Here is an 18,148-nt window from a genome sequence, read left to right as displayed (position 1 = left end):
GGCGTGTACAAGCTCGCCTTCTTCGTCCCGGCCAGCCATGTCGACGTGGTCAAGGCCGCCGTATTCGCCGCCGGTGGCGGGCGTATCGGCGACTACGACCACTGCGCCTGGCAAACCCTGGGCCAGGGCCAGTTTCGCCCTTTGCACGGCAGCCAGCCGTTCCTCGGGCAAACCGGCCAGGTTGAGGTGGTCGAGGAGTGGAAGGTGGAGCTGGTGGTGGCTGACGACCTGATTGCTCAGGTCGTCGCTGCGCTTCGACTGAGCCATCCGTACGAGACACCGGCCTTTGAGGTCTGGCGCCTGCTGGATTTCTGAAACCGGTGGTTTTCAGCCAAAGGGCGAAGGGCCCGCGTCCGGGCTGTTGACGATGCTCCAGAAGCTCGTATCGGTTATCTGTTCTATTTCCTCGACGTGCTTGACGACAGTCTCCAGCGCCTCCCCTATACCTTTCATTGCTTCTGCCAGCTCGTCTGTCTGCAACTGCCTGAGCGTGTCGATGGATGCCCCCTGCTCGATCCTTTCTGGATTGGCGAGTGCCCAGTCCTTGACGATCTGATCGAATCGGTCGGTGTCGTAGGGGTGAACAATCATGCCTTCAGCCACTACACGGGGGTCGCCATGCCCTGCGCTGTTTCCGTGCCAGTGATCGAACATCGCTTGGCCTACATCCTTCACGGCCACTGCCGCCATCTGTACTGCCAGGGTATGGAAAGGATGCGTGTCGTGGTCTTTGGCTAGCTGTGAATGGCTTACCAGGGCGCTGGCATCGCTGTTGGGGTCAGTGTCCAGCAGCGTTTGCAGGGTTGCGACGTGATCGCCTGCCCATTTGAGCAGCGGCTTCTTGATCAGGCTGGTGGCATAGGCAATCGCCTCGTTGGGCAGCTGAGCGACTTTCGTAACCTGGTTGATCCATTGGTAGATCTCGTTTTTACGTACGTTGTCGCGGGCCTTCAGGTAGAGCTCATAAGCATTGCGCAGCAGAGGGTCCTCATCCTCGAGCAATATCAGCATAACTTGGTCGAAGTCGCTGCGCTCGCCAGGCTCGGGTGTTGGGGACGACTCGTTACCATAGAGCAGGTCGGCCAGCGGGTCGGCGACGCTACCGACGATGTCCAGAGCACCGAACATGCCAGTGACCACAGGCCACTCATGCTTGCTGTCTTCTCTGGCCTCGATCCGCGTGGTCCAGAGCAGCACCTCGTCGTGACCCAGTTTTTTCAAACTGAGCTCGACAAAGTTTGAATGGGCGAAGTAGTCCTCCAGCACATGCAAGGCCTCGCCAAAGTAGCGCATGCCCTTGGCAGTCATGCCCTCCTTCTTGGCCGCCTCCAGCTGTTTGATCATGAATGCGATCGGGCGGCGGATATAACGTTTCATCGAACGCTTGGGCAGCACTGCATTCTGCTTGTCTTCAGGGAACACAAGGGCAGTGAAGTCTTTGTCGATGCTGCGCGGGTCGAAGGCATTGCGGTCCAGCGTGGTCGGATTGTCGATGTGTTCGTGGGCCCGGTAGACCCCAAGCATCATCGGTGTCACCTGATACTGCGCGCGGTCTTCGGGTGTCTGCTGCAGGCTGTGGAATTCCTTGAGGGCAAACAGGTCGACAATGGCTGTCAGCTTTTTGCGCGAGACTCTCGGCAGTTGGCCAGCGGCAATGGCCTGAATGATTTCAGCGGTATTGATGCCTGCATCTTGCACCGGATGAACCAGCTTTGGGTCAATCAGTTGAGAGTAGTCCCGCAACCAGTTGCCGAAGTAGATGGCTTTGCGCTGGGCGCTGTCGAAGCCGGCGATCTCCAGTCCGTCCTCGATGGACTCATGGCCGAAGGATCTATGGGAGTTCTTGTCGCCTCGACCGGCACCGAAGCCTGCAGTCTGCGGTGGCTCCTGGGTCGGGAATGCCATAACCAACGGTGTTTCAGTGCCTGAGTGGGTAAAGATTGCGAAGGTCCTACCCGCTTCGATCGGCTCGTTGTAGAAAAGCAGCGTCTGGGCAAAGGCTACGCCGAGGTGTTCCCGTGGGGGCTCGATTGCCTGTTCGATGCCTGCAGCGTCCTGGTATCGACAAAGCAGCTGGTGAACATGCAGTGCAAAAACCTGTATCAGCGCCAACATGAACGTGGCGGTGATCTCCGGATCATCAAGTGCCTGATCTATGACTTCGCGCTGCACCTGGATCTCGCCCGCGTCCGGGTCATAGGCTGACCATGTCTGCAGGCCTGTCTGGACCCTGAATGCGGGGTTGGCCAGCGTGTCGTCAGCCAGATGCCGTTGCAACTCCACAAACACTGCAGGCGCGAAGCCAGTGCCGAACACCGACCTGAACAGGTGAGTGAATAGCTGGGCATCGAGGGTTTTGGCGAGATTGCCCAACTGCTCCAGGGCAAGGCTGCTGCTGAACGTGGTTTCGTCACTGACGTCTGAAGTTTCAAGGGGCTCGTTCATGGTGTTCCTCGCAATAGGATCGGATGAGCGAGCAGCATGTAGACGAGGCTTTACGAAGTTAACGAGGCAGCGCTACCGAATCAGCTGATGCCCATCTCAAGTTGAGGGTTCACCTGCCTTGCGGTGGACCAGCGCGCAGGCCACCAGGCCCAGTTCGAACAGTATCCACATGGGCACCGCCAGCATGGTCTGCGAAAACACGTCCGGCGGCGTAAGCATCATCCCCACCACAAAACATCCGACGATCACGTACGGCCTGCTGCGGCGCAACGAGGCCACATCGGCCAGCCCCACCCACACCACGATGAACGTTGCCACCGGGATTTCGAACGCCAAGCCGAACGCCAGGAATAGCGCCATGATGAAATCCAGGTACTGGCTGATGTCGGTCATCATCGCCACGCCATCCGGTGTCACACTGGCAAAGAAGCCGAACATCATCGGGAACACCAGGTAGAACGCGAAGGCCATGCCGGCGTAGAACAGCAGGATGCTCGACACCAGCAACGGCAGGGCGATGCGCCGTTCGCGGCGGTACAGCCCCGGTGCAAGGAAGCCCCAGGCCTGGTGCAGCAGCAGCGGCATGGCCACGAACAGCGCGCACATCGCCGTCAGCTTGAACGGCGTCAGAAAGGGCGAGGTGACGCTGGTGGCAATCATGCTGGCGCCTTCCGGGAGAAAGCGGCGCAGCGGTTCCGAGATCAACGTATAAAGCTGCTGGGCGAAGGGGAACAGCCCGGCGAACACTAGCGCTATCAATAGCAGGCAACGCACCAGGCGCTTGCGCAGGTCGCGCAGGTGATCGGTCAGCGGCATGCGTGCCGCTGGGTCCAGGGCGATACTCATGAGCTGCTCTCCCGCGTGACGCTGACTGCTGCTGCGTCATTGGCCGGTTCCACCTTCAGGCTGATGCCCTGGCGGATTTCCTGCTCCAGGCGCTGCAATGGCGCACGCTCGAAATGGGACATATCGATTTCGCGCTCCATCTGCGTACGCAAACCCTGCATCGCCCGGCGCGCCTGGCCGAGCCCCCGGCCCAGGGTGCGCGCCGCCACCGGCAGGCGCTCCGGCCCTAGCACCAACAGGGCGACGATGCCGACCAGCAGCAGTTCGCTGAAACCTACCTCGAACATCAGGCCTGTCGATCCGCGTGGGGCTGTGGCTGCGCCGCAGCCTGGCTGGTCAGCGGTGGCTGTTGTACCTGCGCAGCGCCAGGGGTGTCGGCGTCGCTGTCGCCGCCCATGGACTTGCGAAAGCCCTGGATCGCTTCACCCACGTCGCTGCCCAGGCCTTTGAGGCGTTTGGTGCCGAACAGCAGAAACACGATCAGCAGTACGATCACCAATTGCCAGATTCCGATGCCACCCATTACCACCACTCCTGTAAGGCCATGAAAAGAATGGCTAATCCTGCCTCGCCTTGATGACGCGCAGATGACTGCAAAGTGATTGCCATCTATCTGCAACAACCCCTGTGTTGACTGGCGCCTCGAATCATCAAAAGGATGGCTGCGAATGAGGAACACGCGACAGCAGGGCGCGGCACTGCTGATGGTGATGGTGGTGTTGGCGATGCTCGCTGCGGGGATGGCCTGGTTGGTGGAAGACGGCCGCCGCCAGGTCGATGACGTGCAGTTGTTGCGCCAGCGGGTGCAGGTGAGGGCTATGGAGCAGGCCGGCCTGGCCTACGCCGAGCAGGCCCTGCGCGACCCTGCCTGGCGGCTCAGCCCACTGTTCTGGCAGGCGTTGCGCGGGCAGCCGCTGACCTACGATTTTGGCGCCGGCCAGGCGCAGTTGCGGGTGCGCGACCAACACACGTGTTTTAACGTGAATGCACTGCTGGGCGCCGATGGAGCGCGTGCCGAGCGCCAGCTTCGGTATGTGCTGGGCGACGACATGGCGGCGCAGCGCCTGGTCGATGCGCTGGCCGACTGGCTCGACAGTGACAGCGATGCCCGCCTGCAAGGCGCTGAGAGTGCCCAGTACCTGCGCCAGCAACCGTCACGCCTGGCGGCGAACCAGCCGATGCTCGACACCAGTGAATTGAACCTGCTGCTCGAACCGGATGCCGCGCGCCAACGTCGTTACCCCATGCTGTGCGCCTTGCCGCAAACCACAGGCTGGCGCCTGAATGCCAATGCGCTGGGCGTGGAGCATCTGCCGTTGCTAGATGCGCTGTATGAGGGGCGCTATCCGCGCTCGCTGCTGAGCCGGATCATCAGTGGCCGGCCGGCGTCGGGGTATGAAGATGCCTCGGCGTTGCGCCAGGCGCTGGGGGCGGTGGATGACGAGACGTTCGAGCGCTTGAGCGAGGGGTTGTTGCTCAACAGCGGGCGTTTTCTGTTGCAGCTGTCGTTCGAGGAGCAGGGGAGGGTGATGCGTAGCGAGTTTCAGGTGGAGGCATTGGGTGTGGTGCAGTGGCATGCGCGGGTGCCAGCGCAGCAGGTGCGGGTCAAGAGCCGTGAGCCAATTGCCTGGTAAGGGGGGCTGCTGTGCAGCCCAATCGCCGGCAAGCCGGCTCCCACAAGTACGGGCTGCCCCCAACTACCTCGCTGATATTCAGTACTGCAGGGTGTCTGTGGGAGCCGGCTTGCCGGCGATTGGGCCGCACAGCGGCCCTGATGCGAACAGGATCAGACTGTCCCGATCTCCCCGCCATCATCCCGCTGGATCACCACCGTCGAAGCCCGCGGCCGCACCGTGGCCCCCGCCGGGGTAGCATCGGTGGCCTTGTCGGTATACGGCCAGTTCTCCGGGTGCTGAATGTTCACGAACATCGACTTGTTGTCCGGGCTGAAGGCAATCCCGGTCACCTCGCAACCATTCGGCCCGACGAAGAAGCGGCGCAGGTCAACCTGGTTCTGGGCATTGACCGGCACCTGCTTGCCGGTGCCATCCACCAGGTCGGTAGGAATCACCGCCAGCAGCTGGTCGTTGGTGTAGTCGGTCAGGGTGCTCTCACCGTTGTCGGTCTCGAACCACAGCACACCACGGCTATCGAAGCTCATGCCGTCGGGGCTGGCGAACTGGTTGAGTTCGGTCAGGCCTGAGCGGTTGATGTCGGCCGTGCCTGCGGCGTTGGCGCCGAACACGAAGATATCCCAGGTGAAGCTCAACTGATCGTCGCTGTCGTGCCAGCGGATGATGTGGCCGTGGCGGTTCGGGCCGCGCGGGTTGGCTGCGTCGACTTTCTCCGGGGTGCGCGCGCTGTTGTTGGTCAGGGTCAGGTACACATCGCCATTGAGCGGGTTCACTGCGGTCCACTCTGGCCGGTCCATCGGCGTTGCACCCACCGCATCAGCCGCACCACGGGTGTTGAGGATGATGCCGGGCAGGTCACCGTACAGCGCGCCGAGGGTAGTGCCGGCCGCGGTTGGGGTGGCCACGTCGAGCAACAGCCATACGCCCGAGCCGTCGGCATTGAAGCGGGCCACGTAAAGCTTGCCCTGGTCCATGTACTTGGCACCGGTGGCCAGGCGGTCGGCCGGGTTCGCGTCGGCAGCGTCCCACACGGCGGTGGAGACGAATTTGTACAGGTACTCGTTGTTGGAGTCGTCACCCATGTACCAGACCAGCGGCTTGCCCACCACCGGCAGGCCCGGGCAGCAACCTTCGTGGCGGAAGCGGCCAAGGGCGGTGCGCTTGGTGGCCAGGGTGCTGCTGTTGTACGGGTCGATCTCGACGATGTAGCCATAGGTGCTGGCTTCGTTGCGGTAGTCGTCGGTGGCGCTGGCGCCTTTGACGGTCACGTCGAAGCGGGCAAATTCGTCGCTGACTTCGGTGCTGTCACCGGCAGCGCTTTCCCACTTGTACTGGCCGCTGGAGGTGCCGACACCAATGCGGCGCTGGTCTTCAGGGCGTGTGCCCTTGTTGACGAAGATGCCTGGCCAGTTCTCTTCGCAGGTCAGGTAGGTGCCCCACGGGGTGTAACCGTTGCCGCAGTTGTTGTTGGTGCCTCGGCAGTGGGTACCGGCCGCCGAGTACTTGGTCTTGACGTGGTCGGTGCCGCGCAGCGGGCCGGTGATTTCCATGCGCGAAGCCGTGGTGAAGCGGCGGTTGAGCGGGTCGTTGTCGACCACCTGCCAGCGCCCGTTGAGCTTCTGCAGGCGTACCACGCCGGCACCGTGGGCGTTGATTTCCTTGCGCACTTCCTCGGCCGGGCGCTTGCCGCTGACGTCGGTGGTGGGGCCGTTGGGGTGCAGGGCGGCCGCGTCGATGTATTCGAAGTTGATCGCCAGCAGGCCGTCTTCCGAACTGCCATTGATGGGGAAAAAGTGCATGCCGTCATGGTGCATGCCCATGGCATTGGCCTGGTCGGTCGAGGTGTTGCTGCCGTCCGATTTCCACGGGTTGGCGTTGCTGTTGAGCGGCGTGCCCCACGGTGCCAGCACGTAGGCGCTGTAGCCGGCTGCGACGACGCAGGCGTCGGTGCGCGAACCCGGTATGGACTGGAAGCCCAGGGCCAGTTTCGGTTCCGGTTCAGGTTCGGTAACCGGTGGCTCGGTTACAGGCGGCTCGGTTACCGGGTCGTCGTTGTCAGAACCGCCACTGTCAAAGCAGCCGGTCAGGCCGGTACCTGCAATCATGGCGATAGCGGCGCCAAGGCTACCGCGCATCACGCTGCGACGGCTCAGGTAAGCGTCCATGACGCTGGCCATGGGCAGGTTGCCGCTAGCGTTGCGGTCAACGTTGTCGCCGGATTCTCGACTCATCAGGGTTTCCTTGTAGTAGCTGAGTTGAAAGAAACCGCGACTTTAGAGCGCTAGTGTGATGATTCCTTGGCAGAAATGTTAACGGGCCTTTAAAACTGTCAGTTCTTACTTGTGTGTCCGACAGATCAATTTGGAATGGCTGTCGGATTTCTGCCATCAAACTGTAATGCCAACGCCGCAACATCCGGAGCCCAAAGAGAACTCGGATAAGGATGGCGGGCCCGATGGCAAGCAGTGTGCACAGGCGCGAAGTGATCAGCTGGATGGGAATCGGTGCCTTGGCACCGTTGCTCGGCGCCTGTTCTGCATTCCCAGGCCAGGGTGGCGGCAATGCCAGCGTGGACCTGCTCTATGTCGCCGACACCCTCGATGCGCGGCAGCCCGGCCTGCCCGTGGTGCCGGCGACCCGCCTGGGACCGGTCAGCCACCTGGGCCGTGCGCCGTGGATGACCGGCACCAGCGCCAGCCTGGCGCACCCACACCTTGCGCCGTTGCTCGATGCCAACCAGGCGTCAACGCTGCAAGTGGGCGGTTATGCGGTGCTCGCGGCGTTGCTGGAGCAGTTGCGTGGGGAGGCGGGCCAGAGCAACAGCCTGACCCTGGAGAATGGCCAGGGTTGGAATGGCAGTGGCCTGGCTTACCTCACTCAAGGCGAGAGCGGCCGGCAGGGCAGCCAGCTGCTAGGCAGTGAAGCGCGGGTCAGCAGCGATGAGCGCGTACTTTGGCCGCAGCGCAGCGCGGCCCTTTACCGCCAGTCTTCTGCGGTCACGCTCGGCGCCGGCCTTGCTGAGCAACAGCGGAAAGCCCTGGGGCTGGAGCCGCTGCACGTATTCGAGCGAGGCAGCGCACGCATCGCCGTGGTGGGCGTCACCGACCCTTACGCCCAAGACCAGAAAGCCTCCCTCAAACAGTGGTATCAGTCGCTGTTGCCCACCTTCGAGCAAGCGCGTCGGGAGGCGGACCTGGTAGTGGCGCTGGCCGATGTCGGCACCGGGCCGGGCCTGTGGCTGGCCGAACGGGTGCCAGAAATCGACGTACTGCTCTGCGCACGCGGCCAGGACCTGTGGCCGACCCCCGTGCAGGCGACCCAGGCCAGCGGCCGGCGCATTCCCGTGCTGTTTGCCGGTTGCCGTGGCAGTGGTGCGTTTCGCCTGCGCTGCCAGCAAGTGGCGGGGCAGTGGCAATTCGATGGGCGCTTCTTCCCCGCCGTTAGCCAGCAGCTATCACCTGCCGCGCAATTACGCGCCAGCCAGTTGCAGGCCCAGTTGCGCCAGCAGCGCGCCGGCCATGCCGCGTGGCTCGACCAACCGCTCGCCCGCGCCCCGCAGGCGCTGTGGCGTCGCGACACCCGCGGCGGTAGCTGGGACCGCCTGCTGCATCAAGCCTTGGCGGGTGACAGCAGCCTGCCGGTGCTGTTGCCGGGCCTGCGCTACGACTACCCCTTGGCCGCCGGTGAGCCCATCACCCGCGAACACCTGATCAGCCTGACCGGCGGCTACCCGGCACCGGTGGTCGAGGCCCCGGCCCGGCAGGTCGAACAGGTGCTGGAAAACGCCGCCGAGCAACTGTTCGGCGACCCGCTGCTGTTGGACAACAGCCAGGACCTGCCGCGCTGGCAGGGCCAGGCCTGGGGGGTTAGTTACAGCCCGCAAGGCAAGCGCATCACTGGCCTGGACCCGGTTCAGGGCCTGTGTCGCACCTTTGGCCTGCAGTTCGAAACCCAGGCCGGTGAGCCGCTGTGGCAGCGGGTCGAGGCCTGGCTCGGGCGTCAGCAACCGGGCTGGCAACTGGCGGCCCTGCAACTGCCCGAGGTGCGCTATGTACAAGGCCACCCGGGTTGGCACCCACGCCAGGTGGTTTCGTGAGCCTTGCCTCGCGCCTGTTCACCGGCGGCCTGCTGACCCTGGCCGGCTGGCTGGCCGCCCAATGCGTGCTGCAACTGGGCCGCCAGCCGCACCCGGCCAGCCCTCTCGCAGCCGCCGATACGCCATTGCCGGGTTTATTGGTCGGCCACTGGCAGGCCCCACTCGACGACGGCGCAATCGCGCTCACCCGGTTGCCATTGCAATACCTCGGTGGCCTCAAGGCCCAGCCGCTGTCGGCCAGCGTGGTGGTGCTGCGCTACGGCCAGCAGGTGCGCACCCTCGGCCGCGGCCAGCGGCTGGCGCCGGGGATCGTGTTACAGGACATCGACGCCGATGGCCTCATTTTCGACAACCAGGGGCGGCGTGAGCGCCTGCCCTGGCCGCCACGCCCCGCCGTGACCGGCTTCAAGCGGCAAGGATGAACGATGCTGGTGAGATATTGCGTGGCCGCTGCCTTGAGCCTGGCCCTGACGATGGCCTGGGCAGAAGAACCGGAAACCTTCGATGAAAATGGCACGCCGCTTTACGAAGTGAATTTCGTCGATACCGAGCTGGGCGAATTCATCGACAGCGTGTCGCGGATCACCGGTACCACATTCATTGTCGACCCCCGGGTAAAAGGCAAGGTCACCGTGCGTACTGTCGACCGCCACGATGCCGATGCCATCTACGACATCTTCCTCGCCCAGTTGCGCGCCCAGGGCTACGCCGCAGTGGACCTACCCAATGGCAGTGTGAAGATTGTCCCCGACCAGGCGGCGCGGCTGGAGCCGGTACCGGTGGAGCCGGCTGGTAAACAGTCCGCAGGCAGTGACGGCGTGGCTACCCGGGTATTCAATGTGCGCAACGCCGCCAGCGAGCAGATGCTCGGCATCCTCAAGCCATTGATCGACCCGCGCGTCGGCGTAATCACCCCGTACCCTGCCGCCAACCTGTTGGTGGTCACCGACTGGCGCAGCAACCTCGAACGTATCGACAGCCTGTTGCGCCAGCTCGACCAGGTGAGCGACGAGCCGCTGCAGGTCATGCCGCTGCGCCACGCCAGCGCTGCCGACACCGCGCAGTTGCTGACCCGCCTGCTGGCCCGCGAGCAAGGCGCCGACAGCACCCAGGTGGTCGCCGACCCGCGCAGCAATGCCTTGTTGGTACGTGGCAGCACCGACCGCGTCAAGGCGCTGCTGCGCCAGCTCGACCAGCCCAGCGAAAACCGCCAGAGCAGCAACACCCAGGTGATCTACCTGCGTCACGCCAATGCCGGCGAAGTGGTCAAGGTGCTGCGCGGCTTGAGCCAGGAAGGCGCAGCGCCCAGCGAAGGTGCAAGCGAAGGCGAAGGCGAAGGCAAGGACAAACCGGTGATGGCCGCCGCCAGCGATTCGGGCATCCGCCTTGAGTACGAGGAAGGCACCAACGCCGTGGTCATGGTAGGCCCCGATAGCCAACTGGCCGCTTACCGCTCCATTGTCGAACAACTGGATATCCGCCGCGCCCAGGTGGTGGTCGAGGCGATCATCGCCGAAGTCTCCGACAGCAGCGCCCAGGAGCTTGGCGTGCAGTGGCTGTTTGCCGATGAGAAGTTTGGTGCCGGCATCGTCAACTTCGGCAGCAACGGGGTGAACATCGCCAACATCGCTGGCGCCGCCGCCAGTGGTGACAACGAAGGGCTCGGTGACCTGCTGTCGGCCACCACCGGTGCCACCGTCGGCATCGGCCATATCGGCGGTGGCTTCAACTTCGCCATGCTGGTCAACGCACTCAAAGGCAAGAGCGGCTTCAACCTGCTGTCCACGCCCACCTTGTTGACCCTGGACAACGCCGAGGCGTCGATCCTGGTGGGGCAGGAAGTGCCCTTCGTCACAGGGTCCGTCACCCAGAACAACGCCAACCCGTACCAGACCATCGAGCGCAAGGAAGTCGGGGTCAAGCTGCGCATCAAGCCGCAGATCAACATCGACAACAGCGTGCGCCTGGACATCGTCCAAGAGGTTTCGTCAATCGCCGACTCCAGCGCTGCCAGCGACGTGATCACCAACAAGCGCGAGATCAAGACCAAGGTCATGGTCGAGGACAATGGCCTGGTGATCCTCGGCGGGCTGATCAGTGACGAGCTGAGCACCAGCGACCAGCGCGTGCCGTTCCTCGGTGATATTCCGGGCCTGGGCCGGCTGTTCCGCTCCGACGCCAGCAAGAACACCAAGCAGAACCTGATGGTGTTCATCCGCCCGCGCATCCTGCGTGACGGGCCGAGCCTGGCCGGTTTGAGCGAAGACAAGTACCGCACCCTGCAGCAGACCACGCCGCTGAAGCTGCCCGACCTGGCGCAGGACGGCCAGCTTCAGCGCGTGTTCCCGGCCAGCCGTGCACGCCTCGAAGGCGGTGACTGGTGATGCTGCCCTATCGCCTGGCGCGCCAGGCCGGGCTGGCCATGGCCCCGGCAGAGGCCGGCTGGCAGTTGTGGCTACGCCGCGATGCCGACAGCGATCAGTTGCAGGAACTGCTGCGTGTGCATGGCCGCCCTGTTGCGCTTGCCTACCTGGAGCCTGCTGCCTTCGACGAACGCCTTGGCCAGCTGTACCAGGCTGGCGATGCCGCCACCGCAGCGCTGATCGAGGGCATCGGCGACCAGGTCGATCTGAACAGCCTGATGAGCGAAATGCCGCGCATCGAGGATTTGCTTGAAAGCGACGACGAAGCGCCGGTGATCCGCCTGATCAACGGCCTGTTCGGCCAGGCCCTGCGCCTGCGCGCTTCGGACATTCATATCGAGACCTTCGAACAGAGCCTGGTGGTGCGCCTGCGCGTCGACGGGCACCTGCGCGAAGTGCTGCGCCCGCCGCGTGCGCTGTCGGCGATGCTGGTGTCACGGATCAAGGTCATGGCGCGGCTCGACATCGCCGAAAAGCGGCAGCCGCAGGACGGCCGCATTACATTGCGCGCCGCCGGGCGCGAGGTGGATGTGCGCGTCTCGACCCTGCCGGGCATCCACGGCGAGCGCGTGGTGATGCGCGTGCTCGACAAGCAGGCCAGCCTGCTGTCGCTGACCAACCTGGGCATGCCGGCAGCAGTGCTGCAGGGCCTGCGTAGCTGCCTGGCGCGGCCCAATGGGATCGTCCTGTCCACCGGCCCGACCGGCTCGGGCAAGACCACCACGTTGTACGCCAGCCTCAACAGCCTCAACGACGGCAGCCGCAACATCCTCACCGTCGAGGACCCGGTGGAATACGCCATCGCCGGCATCGGCCAGACCGCCATCAACCCGCGCGCCGGGCTGACCTTCGCCAGCGGCCTGCGCGCCATTCTGCGCCAGGACCCGGACGTGATCATGCTCGGCGAAATCCGTGACCAGGAAACCGCGCAAATCGCCGTGCAGGCCAGCCTCACCGGGCACCTGGTGCTGTCGACGCTGCACACCAACAGCGCGGTGGGCGCAGTTACCCGCCTGCGCGACATGGGCATCGAGCCGTTCCTGATCGCCTCGTGCCTGCGCGGCGTGCTGGCCCAGCGCCTGGTGCGGCGCCTGTGCAGTTGCGCCGTGGCGCAGCCGCTGCAGGCAGCCGAGCGCGCGCTGTGGCCGGAGCTTGCAGCGCTGGGCAGCAGCTACCACGCGGTAGGCTGTGAACAGTGCCAGGGCAGCGGTTATATCGGGCGCCTGGGCCTTTATGAGTTCATCGAGCTGGACGCGGGCCTGATCGCGCTGCTGTACGACGGCGCCAGCGAGCTGGCGATGCAGGACTACCTGGCCGAGCGCCGCCAGAGCCTGGTGACGATGGCCAGTGACTGCCTGGCCCGCGGCGAGACCAGCCTGGCCGAAGTGCTGCGCGTGGTGCAGGGCTGACCTATGCCGACTTTTCGCTACCAGGCCGTCGACCTTGCCGGCAAGACCCACAAAGCCAGCCTGCAGGCCGACACCGAGCGCCATGCGCGCCAGCTGCTGCGCGAGCAGGGGCTGTTTGCCCGGCAATTACAGCGCCATGACGCAGGCACCCGGCAACCGCGCCGCCAGCGCCTGAGCCGGGCGCAGTTGTGCGAGCTGACCCGTCAACTGGCGACCTTGACCGGTGCCGGCATTGCCCTGGTCGATGCCTTGGCCACGCTGGAACGTCAGCTGCGCCAGCCCGCCCTGCACGGGGTGCTGGTGGCCTTGCGTGGTTCGCTCGCCGAAGGCCTGGGGCTGGCGCCCAGCCTGGCCCGCCAAGGCGCGCCGTTCACCGGTTTGTATTGTGCGCTGGTCGAGGCCGGCGAGCGCTCGGGGCGCTTGGCCCAGGTGCTGACACGGTTGGCCGACCACCTGGAGCAGGTGCAGCGCCAGCAGCACAAGGCACGCACCGCGTTGATCTACCCCTGCGTGCTGATGGGCGTGTCTCTGGCGGTGGTGATCGGCCTGATGACCTTTGTCGTGCCCAAGCTCACGGAACAGTTTGCCCATGCGGGCCAGAGCCTGCCGCTGATCACTTCATTGCTGATCGGCTTCAGCCAGGGCCTTGTGCACGCCGGGCCTTGGATTCTGGGCCTGGCCGTTCTCGCCACGCTGCAGGCCCGCTGGCTGCTGCGTAAACCGCACTGGTGCCTGCGCCGCGATGACCTGCTGCTGCGCCTGCCCCGTATTGGCGGGTTGTTGCAGGTGCTGGAGAGCGCCCGCCTGGCACGCAGCCTGGCAATTCTCACCAGCAGCGGGGTGGCCCTGCTCGAAGCCTTGCAGGTGGCCACCGAAACCGTCGGCAACCGGCGCATCCGCCTGGCGATGGAACAGGTGCGCCAGCAGGTGCAGGGCGGCACCAGCCTGCACCGGGCGCTGGACGCCTGCCAACAGTTCCCGCCACTGCTGGTGAACATGGTCGGCAGCGGCGAGGCCAGCGGCACCCTGGCCGACATGCTCGAACGCGTGGCCGATGACCAGGAGCGCGGTTTTGCCCGCCAGGTGGACACCGCCATGGCGCTTTTCGAACCCCTGATGATCCTGGTGATGGGCGCCGTGGTGCTGTTCATCGTGCTGGCGGTGCTGTTGCCGATCATGCAACTCAACCAGGGCCTGCAACTGTAGATGACAAGGAGTTTCCCCATGCAGCATCGACGTACCCGCCAGCGCGGCTTCACCCTGATGGAAATCATGGTGGTGATCTTCATCATCGGCCTGCTGATCGCGGTGGTCGCGCCCAGTGTGCTTGGTAACCAGGACAAGGCCATGCGGCAAAAGGTCATGGCCGACCTGGCCACGCTCGAACAGGCGCTGGACATGTACCGGCTGGACAACCTGCGCTTCCCCAGCAATGAGCAAGGCCTGGCCGCACTGGTGAAAAAACCGACACAGCAGCCGCTGCCGCGTGCCTGGCGCAGCGACGGCTATGTGCGCCGCCTGCCCGAAGACCCGTGGGGCACGCCTTACCAGTACCGCATGCCGGGCGAGCATGGCCGGGTCGACGTGTATTCGCTGGGCGCAGACGGTGTGCCGGGTGGTGAAGGCCAGGATGCCGACCTGGGCAACTGGGCGCTGTGATCGATGCGCGGCCAACAGGGTTTCAGCCTGCTCGAGTTGCTGGTGGTGCTGGCGATCGCCGGGCTCATGACCGGCCTCGCCGTGGCCTGGCTCGACAGCGGCAAGGCCAGTGTCGACCAGGCGCTGCAGCGGTTGGCCGCGCACGTCCAGGCGCAAGCTGCATTGGCCAGGCACGCCGGGCAGCTGCGCGGGCTGCGCTGGACCGGCCAGCACCCGCAGTTCGTGCGCCGTGAACGCGACGGTTGGGTGGTCGAAGCGGTCAGCCTGGGTGACTGGCCGAAGGGCCTGCGCCCGGACTGGCCAGCCAGCAGCCAGCCACGTTTGCTGTTCACGCCACAGGGGTGGGCGCAGCCGGGCACGGTCCACTGGCGCTGGGCCGAAGGCAGCCAGCAGTGGGCGTGGGGCCGCGACGGTCAGTTGCGCGTCGGGCTGGCCCCATGAAGCGCCAGCAGCACGGCTTCACGCTGTTGGAAGTGACCGTGGCGCTGGCGATCGCCGCAGTGCTGGCGGTGATCACCAGCCAGGTCCTGCGCCAGCGCCTGGCGGTACAGGACAGCGTGCAACAGCATCGCCTGGGCGTGCTGTGCGCCCGCGAATTGCAAGCGCGTTTTGCCGTCGAGCAGTTCTGGCCGGCGAGCAGCCAGGCCAGTGGCGTGTTGCTCCAGGGTGGCCAGGCCTGCCACTGGCTACTGCAACTGCGCCGCACCGGCGTGCGCGACCTGCGCCGTGGCGAGCTGCAGCTGTACGCCGACCGCGACCAGCGCCTGCCGCTTGGCCAGTACACGGTCTTTCTGGAGCGCCCATGAAGCAGCGCCAGCTCGGCTTGACCCTGATCGAACTGATGGTGGCGATGGCGCTGACGGCCTTGCTTGGGGTGATGCTTGCCGCCTTGGTCAATGGCTGGCTGAAGGTCCGCGAACGGTTGCAGAGCAGCCAACAGGAAACCCGCGTGCTGGAGTTCTGCCTGGCCCTGGAGCGGCGCTTCGACAGCCCGGCACTGCGCCGGGTGTACGAGCAGCGCCTGCCACTGGCCAGCCGCTGGCTCGACTGGCAGGCGGGCCGTCAGCAATTGCTGTGGGTGGCAGCCACGGCGTTGCCCGAAGCCGAGGGCGGTTCGCGGCTGCAGCGCCAGCGCCTGCGTTTCGACGCCCGCGAGCAACGCCTGCTGCTGGAAACTTCGGCAGACCTGTATGCCGCCAGCGAGCCGCGCTGGGTCTTGCGTGAGCAACTGCAGCAGGTCAGTGCCTTCACTGTTCTTTATCACCAGGGTGGCCGCTGGCTGCCCTGGCCCTCCGATCAACCTGCGCACCCCGGCCGTGGCGTGCGTGTGGAACTGCAGCGCGATGGAGCTCCTTATGTCTGCACCTTCATCCTCCCGTGGGGGCGTTCATGAAGCTTGAATGGCGGCGACGTACGCCGGCCCGGCCGTGGCTGCTGGTGCGCCCGGGCGAAATCTGGGACTGGGTGCTGGTCGAAGATGGGGTGGCACAGCGTGAAGGGCAGGGCGAGCCGCCCGCGAACCTGCAGGCACGGGTAGCGCTGATCATCCCGGGCCCGCTGTGCAGCCAGTTTCAGCTAGCGGCACCGCCCGGCCTCAAGCGTGACGAGTGGCCATTGCTGCTGGAAGACCATTTGCTGCAGGGGGCGCAGGAGGTGCAATGTGCCTGCCTGTCTCGCCAGGCCGGGCAGCTGCGCCTGTTGGCGGTAGCACGGCAGCACCTGGATGACTGGCGTGGGCAATGCGCCGAATGGGGGCTTGAGGTGGAACGCTGCTGGGCCGAGTTCCAGTTGCTGCCCACAACGGAGCCGGGTGCGGCCTGGCAGTGGCAGCGGGCGCCTGGCCTGAGCCTCTACCGTGGGCTCTGTGACGATAGCCGTGAACATTGGCTGGCGTGGCCGGACGCACTGGGTGATTTGCCGCAGCAGCCTTGGAGCGGGCTGCGCACAGTAGCCTTGGCCGGTCGCTGGCCGTTAGCGCTGGCGCCGCTGGACAACCTGCCAAGCCTGTTCGAACGCTCGCGTTCGGTGCGCGCGCTACCCGGCGTGCCAGCGCCCCAGCGGCGCTTGATCGTGGTTTGCCTGGTACTGGCTTCGGTGTGGGGCGCGTTGTGGTCAAGCCAGCAATGGCGCCAGGTGCAGACATGGCGAGGGCAAGTGCTGGCGGTGACCGGCGCCCAGGCCACGCCAAGGCACGCGGCGCAGGCCCTCAAGCGCCTGAGGGAGGCCGATGTGCAACAGCAACTGCGCATGCGCCAGCTGGACGACCTGCAGGCACGTTTGCACGCCTGGCTGCAGGACCACCCAGCCTGGCGTCTGCAAGCAGTGCGCTTTGACGGCCAACGCTGGCACCTGCGCCTGGACGGCGAAGGGCGCGCGCCGCCATGGCAAGAAATGGCCAGCGCCGCAGGCGCAGCGGTGCAGGTGCAAGGCACCGCGCCGTCAACGCAGGTGGTGTTCGATCTGGGGGCGGCAACATGACCCGAGAGTGGATTCAGCGCTATCGCCTGCCGCTTGCGTGGTGCCTGATCGGCGCATTACTGGCGTTCGTGGCGCTGCGCGAAGGTCTCTCGCAGTGGCGCGAGCTCAGGCAGTGGGGTGTTCTGGCAGAGCAGGCTGGCGCTTTGCACAGCGGCCCAGGGGTAAGCCTGGAGCGGTTGCGCCAGTCTGCCCAGGCCAGACAGATCGAGCTTGTCGACGTCGAGGCGCAAGGCAGCCACTGGCAACTGCGCGGCCAGGTGGCCGATGAGCGTGTGCTGCAAGGCTGGATGCAAGCCTTGCAGGCAGAAGGCGCCCGGCCGCTGCAGTGGGGCCTGGAGCAGGATGCCAAGGGCCTGCGTTTCGATCTGGTGATGCAACCATGAGGCGCTGGTGTTGGTTGTGGGCTGGGCTGGTCTTCAGCCTGACCTTGCTGATAGAGCTGCCTGCCGCCTGGGTGGTACGCGTCGCTGGCCTGCCGCTGCACGATGTCAGCGGCAGCCTGTGGCACGGCCAGGCCCGCCAGTTCGGGCCTGTCGGCCCCATGACCTGGACGCTGCAGCCCTGGCGCTTGCAAGCCGATGCGCAGCTAGGTTTTCAAGGGCAGGGCTGGCAGTTGCGCGCGGAAGGTTGGCCATGGCGTTGGCAGCTCGACGCTACCGCGTTGGGTAGCCAGCCGACGGTGCTCACCGACTTCCGGCTGGCCGGGCAATGGCAGGGGGCGCTGCGCATGCACGGCGCGGGGCGCCAGTGTCGAGGTAGCCAAGGGCGGGTAAGCGTAACCGACCTGGCTTTGAGCGAACCGTGGTCGCTGGGGTTGGGGCAGGGCTGGGTCGAGGTGGATTGCCATGCTGGCTGGCACCTTCGCGGGCAACTGGCGCAGCAGGGCGAACAGGAACTCAAGCTGGATGCCGACCTGCTGGCGCGTCGGGCAACAGTGGTATTCGATGTGCAATCGGATGCTGGTCTGACTGCCTTGTTACGGAGCATGCAGTGGTTGGGGCCGCAGGCGCTGTCTGGGCGGAAGGAGATCAAGTGGTAGCGATTGTTCCTACGGACGTTTCTGAAGTTACAAAAAGAGGCTTTTCAAACGAAGTGCCTACCGCTCGCTCGGGACGCCCGATTTCTTTGAGGTATGGCTTTCTGATATCGCCTCTGGCC

The 18,148-nt window shown here is 65.1% G+C and carries 19 protein-coding genes; 14 read left to right on the top strand and 5 right to left on the bottom strand.

Annotation, left to right across the window (positions count from 1 at the left end; genetic code table 11):
• Positions 1-3 precede the first annotated feature (3 nt).
• Positions 4-315 (top strand): NGG1p interacting factor NIF3, encoded by a 312-nt coding sequence (locus ABEH27_RS01670; RefSeq protein WP_346611891.1) that lies wholly within the window; start codon positions 4-6, stop codon positions 313-315.
• 12 nt (positions 316-327) lie between these two features.
• On the opposite strand, the gene ABEH27_RS01665 is transcribed toward ABEH27_RS01670, so the two are convergent.
• The 4 genes from ABEH27_RS01665 to tatA all read right to left on the bottom strand — a co-directional run bounded on the left by ABEH27_RS01665 (position 328) and on the right by tatA (position 3,814).
• Positions 328-2,445 (bottom strand): HET-C-related protein, encoded by a 2,118-nt coding sequence (locus tag ABEH27_RS01665; RefSeq protein ID WP_346611890.1) that lies wholly within the window; start codon positions 2,443-2,445, stop codon positions 328-330.
• Positions 2,446-2,541: 96 nt separating this feature from the next.
• The gene (gene tatC / locus ABEH27_RS01660) at positions 2,542-3,291 is read right to left on the bottom strand and encodes a twin-arginine translocase subunit TatC (protein WP_346611889.1); all 750 of its coding nucleotides are present in this window, start codon (positions 3,289-3,291) and stop codon (positions 2,542-2,544) included.
• Positions 3,288-3,578: a Sec-independent protein translocase protein TatB gene (tatB, locus tag ABEH27_RS01655; protein WP_346611888.1), complete on the bottom strand. Its 291-nt coding sequence runs from the start codon at positions 3,576-3,578 to the stop codon at positions 3,288-3,290. Before tatB ends, tatC begins: the two co-directional genes overlap by 4 nt.
• Positions 3,578-3,814, bottom strand: a complete 237-nt coding sequence (gene tatA / locus ABEH27_RS01650; RefSeq protein WP_346611887.1) for a twin-arginine translocase TatA/TatE family subunit — start codon at positions 3,812-3,814, stop codon at positions 3,578-3,580. The genes tatB and tatA overlap by 1 nt, the downstream gene beginning before the upstream one ends.
• 145 nt (positions 3,815-3,959) lie before the next feature.
• Between tatA and gspK the strand changes: the two genes are divergently transcribed.
• Positions 3,960-4,925: a type II secretion system minor pseudopilin GspK gene (gene gspK / locus ABEH27_RS01645; protein WP_346611886.1), complete on the top strand. Its 966-nt coding sequence runs from the start codon at positions 3,960-3,962 to the stop codon at positions 4,923-4,925.
• Positions 4,926-5,077: 152 nt separating this feature from the next.
• On the opposite strand, the gene ABEH27_RS01640 is transcribed toward gspK, so the two are convergent.
• Entirely contained in the window at positions 5,078-7,156 is a 2,079-nt protein-coding gene (locus tag ABEH27_RS01640) for a PhoX family phosphatase (RefSeq protein WP_346611885.1), read from the bottom strand.
• Positions 7,157-7,380: 224 nt separating this feature from the next.
• Between ABEH27_RS01640 and ABEH27_RS01635 the strand changes: the two genes are divergently transcribed.
• The 12 genes from ABEH27_RS01635 to ABEH27_RS01580 are packed head-to-tail and all read left to right on the top strand — an operon-like array spanning position 7,381 to position 18,029.
• Positions 7,381-9,021: a lipoprotein UxpA gene (locus ABEH27_RS01635; RefSeq protein ID WP_346611884.1), complete on the top strand. Its 1,641-nt coding sequence runs from the start codon at positions 7,381-7,383 to the stop codon at positions 9,019-9,021.
• Complete coding sequence (locus ABEH27_RS01630; RefSeq protein WP_346611883.1) at positions 9,018-9,443, top strand: pilus assembly protein PilZ; 426 nt, start codon at positions 9,018-9,020, stop codon at positions 9,441-9,443. Before ABEH27_RS01635 ends, ABEH27_RS01630 begins: the two co-directional genes overlap by 4 nt.
• Positions 9,444-9,446: 3 nt before the next feature.
• Positions 9,447-11,405: a type II secretion system secretin GspD gene (gene gspD, locus ABEH27_RS01625; RefSeq protein ID WP_346611882.1), complete on the top strand. Its 1,959-nt coding sequence runs from the start codon at positions 9,447-9,449 to the stop codon at positions 11,403-11,405.
• Complete coding sequence (locus ABEH27_RS01620) at positions 11,405-12,853, top strand: ATPase, T2SS/T4P/T4SS family (RefSeq protein WP_346612068.1); 1,449 nt, start codon at positions 11,405-11,407, stop codon at positions 12,851-12,853. The genes gspD and ABEH27_RS01620 overlap by 1 nt, the downstream gene beginning before the upstream one ends.
• 3 nt (positions 12,854-12,856) lie before the next feature.
• On the top strand, positions 12,857-14,059 hold the full coding sequence (gene gspF, locus ABEH27_RS01615) for a type II secretion system inner membrane protein GspF (RefSeq protein WP_346611881.1): 1,203 nt from the start codon (positions 12,857-12,859) through the stop codon (positions 14,057-14,059).
• An 18-nt stretch (positions 14,060-14,077) separates the two neighbouring features.
• Complete coding sequence (gene gspG / locus ABEH27_RS01610; RefSeq protein WP_346611880.1) at positions 14,078-14,512, top strand: type II secretion system major pseudopilin GspG; 435 nt, start codon at positions 14,078-14,080, stop codon at positions 14,510-14,512.
• A 3-nt stretch (positions 14,513-14,515) separates the two neighbouring features.
• A complete protein-coding gene (gene gspH / locus ABEH27_RS01605) occupies positions 14,516-14,953 on the top strand; it encodes a type II secretion system minor pseudopilin GspH (RefSeq protein ID WP_346611879.1) in 438 nt (145 codons plus the stop codon).
• Complete coding sequence (locus ABEH27_RS01600; protein WP_346611878.1) at positions 14,950-15,318, top strand: type II secretion system protein GspI; 369 nt, start codon at positions 14,950-14,952, stop codon at positions 15,316-15,318. Before gspH ends, ABEH27_RS01600 begins: the two co-directional genes overlap by 4 nt.
• The gene (locus ABEH27_RS01595) at positions 15,315-15,905 is read left to right on the top strand and encodes a prepilin-type N-terminal cleavage/methylation domain-containing protein (RefSeq protein WP_346611877.1); all 591 of its coding nucleotides are present in this window, start codon (positions 15,315-15,317) and stop codon (positions 15,903-15,905) included. The genes ABEH27_RS01600 and ABEH27_RS01595 overlap by 4 nt, the downstream gene beginning before the upstream one ends.
• On the top strand, positions 15,902-16,990 hold the full coding sequence (locus ABEH27_RS01590) for a GspL/Epsl periplasmic domain-containing protein (RefSeq protein WP_346611876.1): 1,089 nt from the start codon (positions 15,902-15,904) through the stop codon (positions 16,988-16,990). Before ABEH27_RS01595 ends, ABEH27_RS01590 begins: the two co-directional genes overlap by 4 nt.
• Positions 16,987-17,373 carry a type II secretion system protein GspM gene (gene gspM / locus ABEH27_RS01585; RefSeq protein WP_346611875.1) on the top strand — a complete coding sequence of 129 codons (387 nt, stop codon included), beginning with the start codon at positions 16,987-16,989 and terminating at the stop codon, positions 17,371-17,373. The genes ABEH27_RS01590 and gspM overlap by 4 nt, the downstream gene beginning before the upstream one ends.
• A complete protein-coding gene (locus ABEH27_RS01580) occupies positions 17,370-18,029 on the top strand; it encodes a hypothetical protein (RefSeq protein ID WP_346611874.1) in 660 nt (219 codons plus the stop codon). The genes gspM and ABEH27_RS01580 overlap by 4 nt, the downstream gene beginning before the upstream one ends.
• The last annotated feature ends 119 nt before the right edge of the window (positions 18,030-18,148 follow it).

Origin of the sequence: Pseudomonas sp. P39-UII1 (assembly GCF_039672635.1) — a bacterium.
Taxonomy (GTDB): Bacteria; Pseudomonadota; Gammaproteobacteria; order Pseudomonadales; family Pseudomonadaceae; genus Aquipseudomonas.
The sequence above is the reverse complement of the archived record's forward strand: the minus strand, read 5'-3'. Positions and strand labels throughout refer to the sequence as shown.

Bases quoted from the DNA above. Each gene is read 5' to 3' on its own strand.
- ABEH27_RS01665 (WP_346611890.1), bottom strand. From the start codon at position 2,445: ATGAACGAGCCCCTTGAAACTTCAGACGTCAGTGACGAAACCACGTTC.
- tatC (WP_346611889.1), bottom strand. From the start codon at position 3,291: ATGAGTATCGCCCTGGACCCAGCGGCACGCATGCCGCTGACCGATCAC.
- tatB (WP_346611888.1), bottom strand. From the start codon at position 3,578: ATGTTCGAGGTAGGTTTCAGCGAACTGCTGCTGGTCGGCATCGTCGCC.
- tatA (WP_346611887.1), bottom strand. From the start codon at position 3,814: ATGGGTGGCATCGGAATCTGGCAATTGGTGATCGTACTGCTGATCGTG.
- gspK (WP_346611886.1), top strand. From the start codon at position 3,960: ATGAGGAACACGCGACAGCAGGGCGCGGCACTGCTGATGGTGATGGTG.
- ABEH27_RS01640 (WP_346611885.1), bottom strand. From the start codon at position 7,156: ATGAGTCGAGAATCCGGCGACAACGTTGACCGCAACGCTAGCGGCAAC.
- ABEH27_RS01635 (WP_346611884.1), top strand. From the start codon at position 7,381: ATGGCAAGCAGTGTGCACAGGCGCGAAGTGATCAGCTGGATGGGAATC.
- gspD (WP_346611882.1), top strand. From the start codon at position 9,447: ATGCTGGTGAGATATTGCGTGGCCGCTGCCTTGAGCCTGGCCCTGACG.
- ABEH27_RS01620 (WP_346612068.1), top strand. From the start codon at position 11,405: ATGCTGCCCTATCGCCTGGCGCGCCAGGCCGGGCTGGCCATGGCCCCG.
- gspF (WP_346611881.1), top strand. From the start codon at position 12,857: ATGCCGACTTTTCGCTACCAGGCCGTCGACCTTGCCGGCAAGACCCAC.
- gspG (WP_346611880.1), top strand. From the start codon at position 14,078: ATGCAGCATCGACGTACCCGCCAGCGCGGCTTCACCCTGATGGAAATC.
- gspH (WP_346611879.1), top strand. From the start codon at position 14,516: ATGCGCGGCCAACAGGGTTTCAGCCTGCTCGAGTTGCTGGTGGTGCTG.
- ABEH27_RS01600 (WP_346611878.1), top strand. From the start codon at position 14,950: ATGAAGCGCCAGCAGCACGGCTTCACGCTGTTGGAAGTGACCGTGGCG.
- ABEH27_RS01595 (WP_346611877.1), top strand. From the start codon at position 15,315: ATGAAGCAGCGCCAGCTCGGCTTGACCCTGATCGAACTGATGGTGGCG.
- ABEH27_RS01590 (WP_346611876.1), top strand. From the start codon at position 15,902: ATGAAGCTTGAATGGCGGCGACGTACGCCGGCCCGGCCGTGGCTGCTG.
- gspM (WP_346611875.1), top strand. From the start codon at position 16,987: ATGACCCGAGAGTGGATTCAGCGCTATCGCCTGCCGCTTGCGTGGTGC.
- ABEH27_RS01580 (WP_346611874.1), top strand. From the start codon at position 17,370: ATGAGGCGCTGGTGTTGGTTGTGGGCTGGGCTGGTCTTCAGCCTGACC.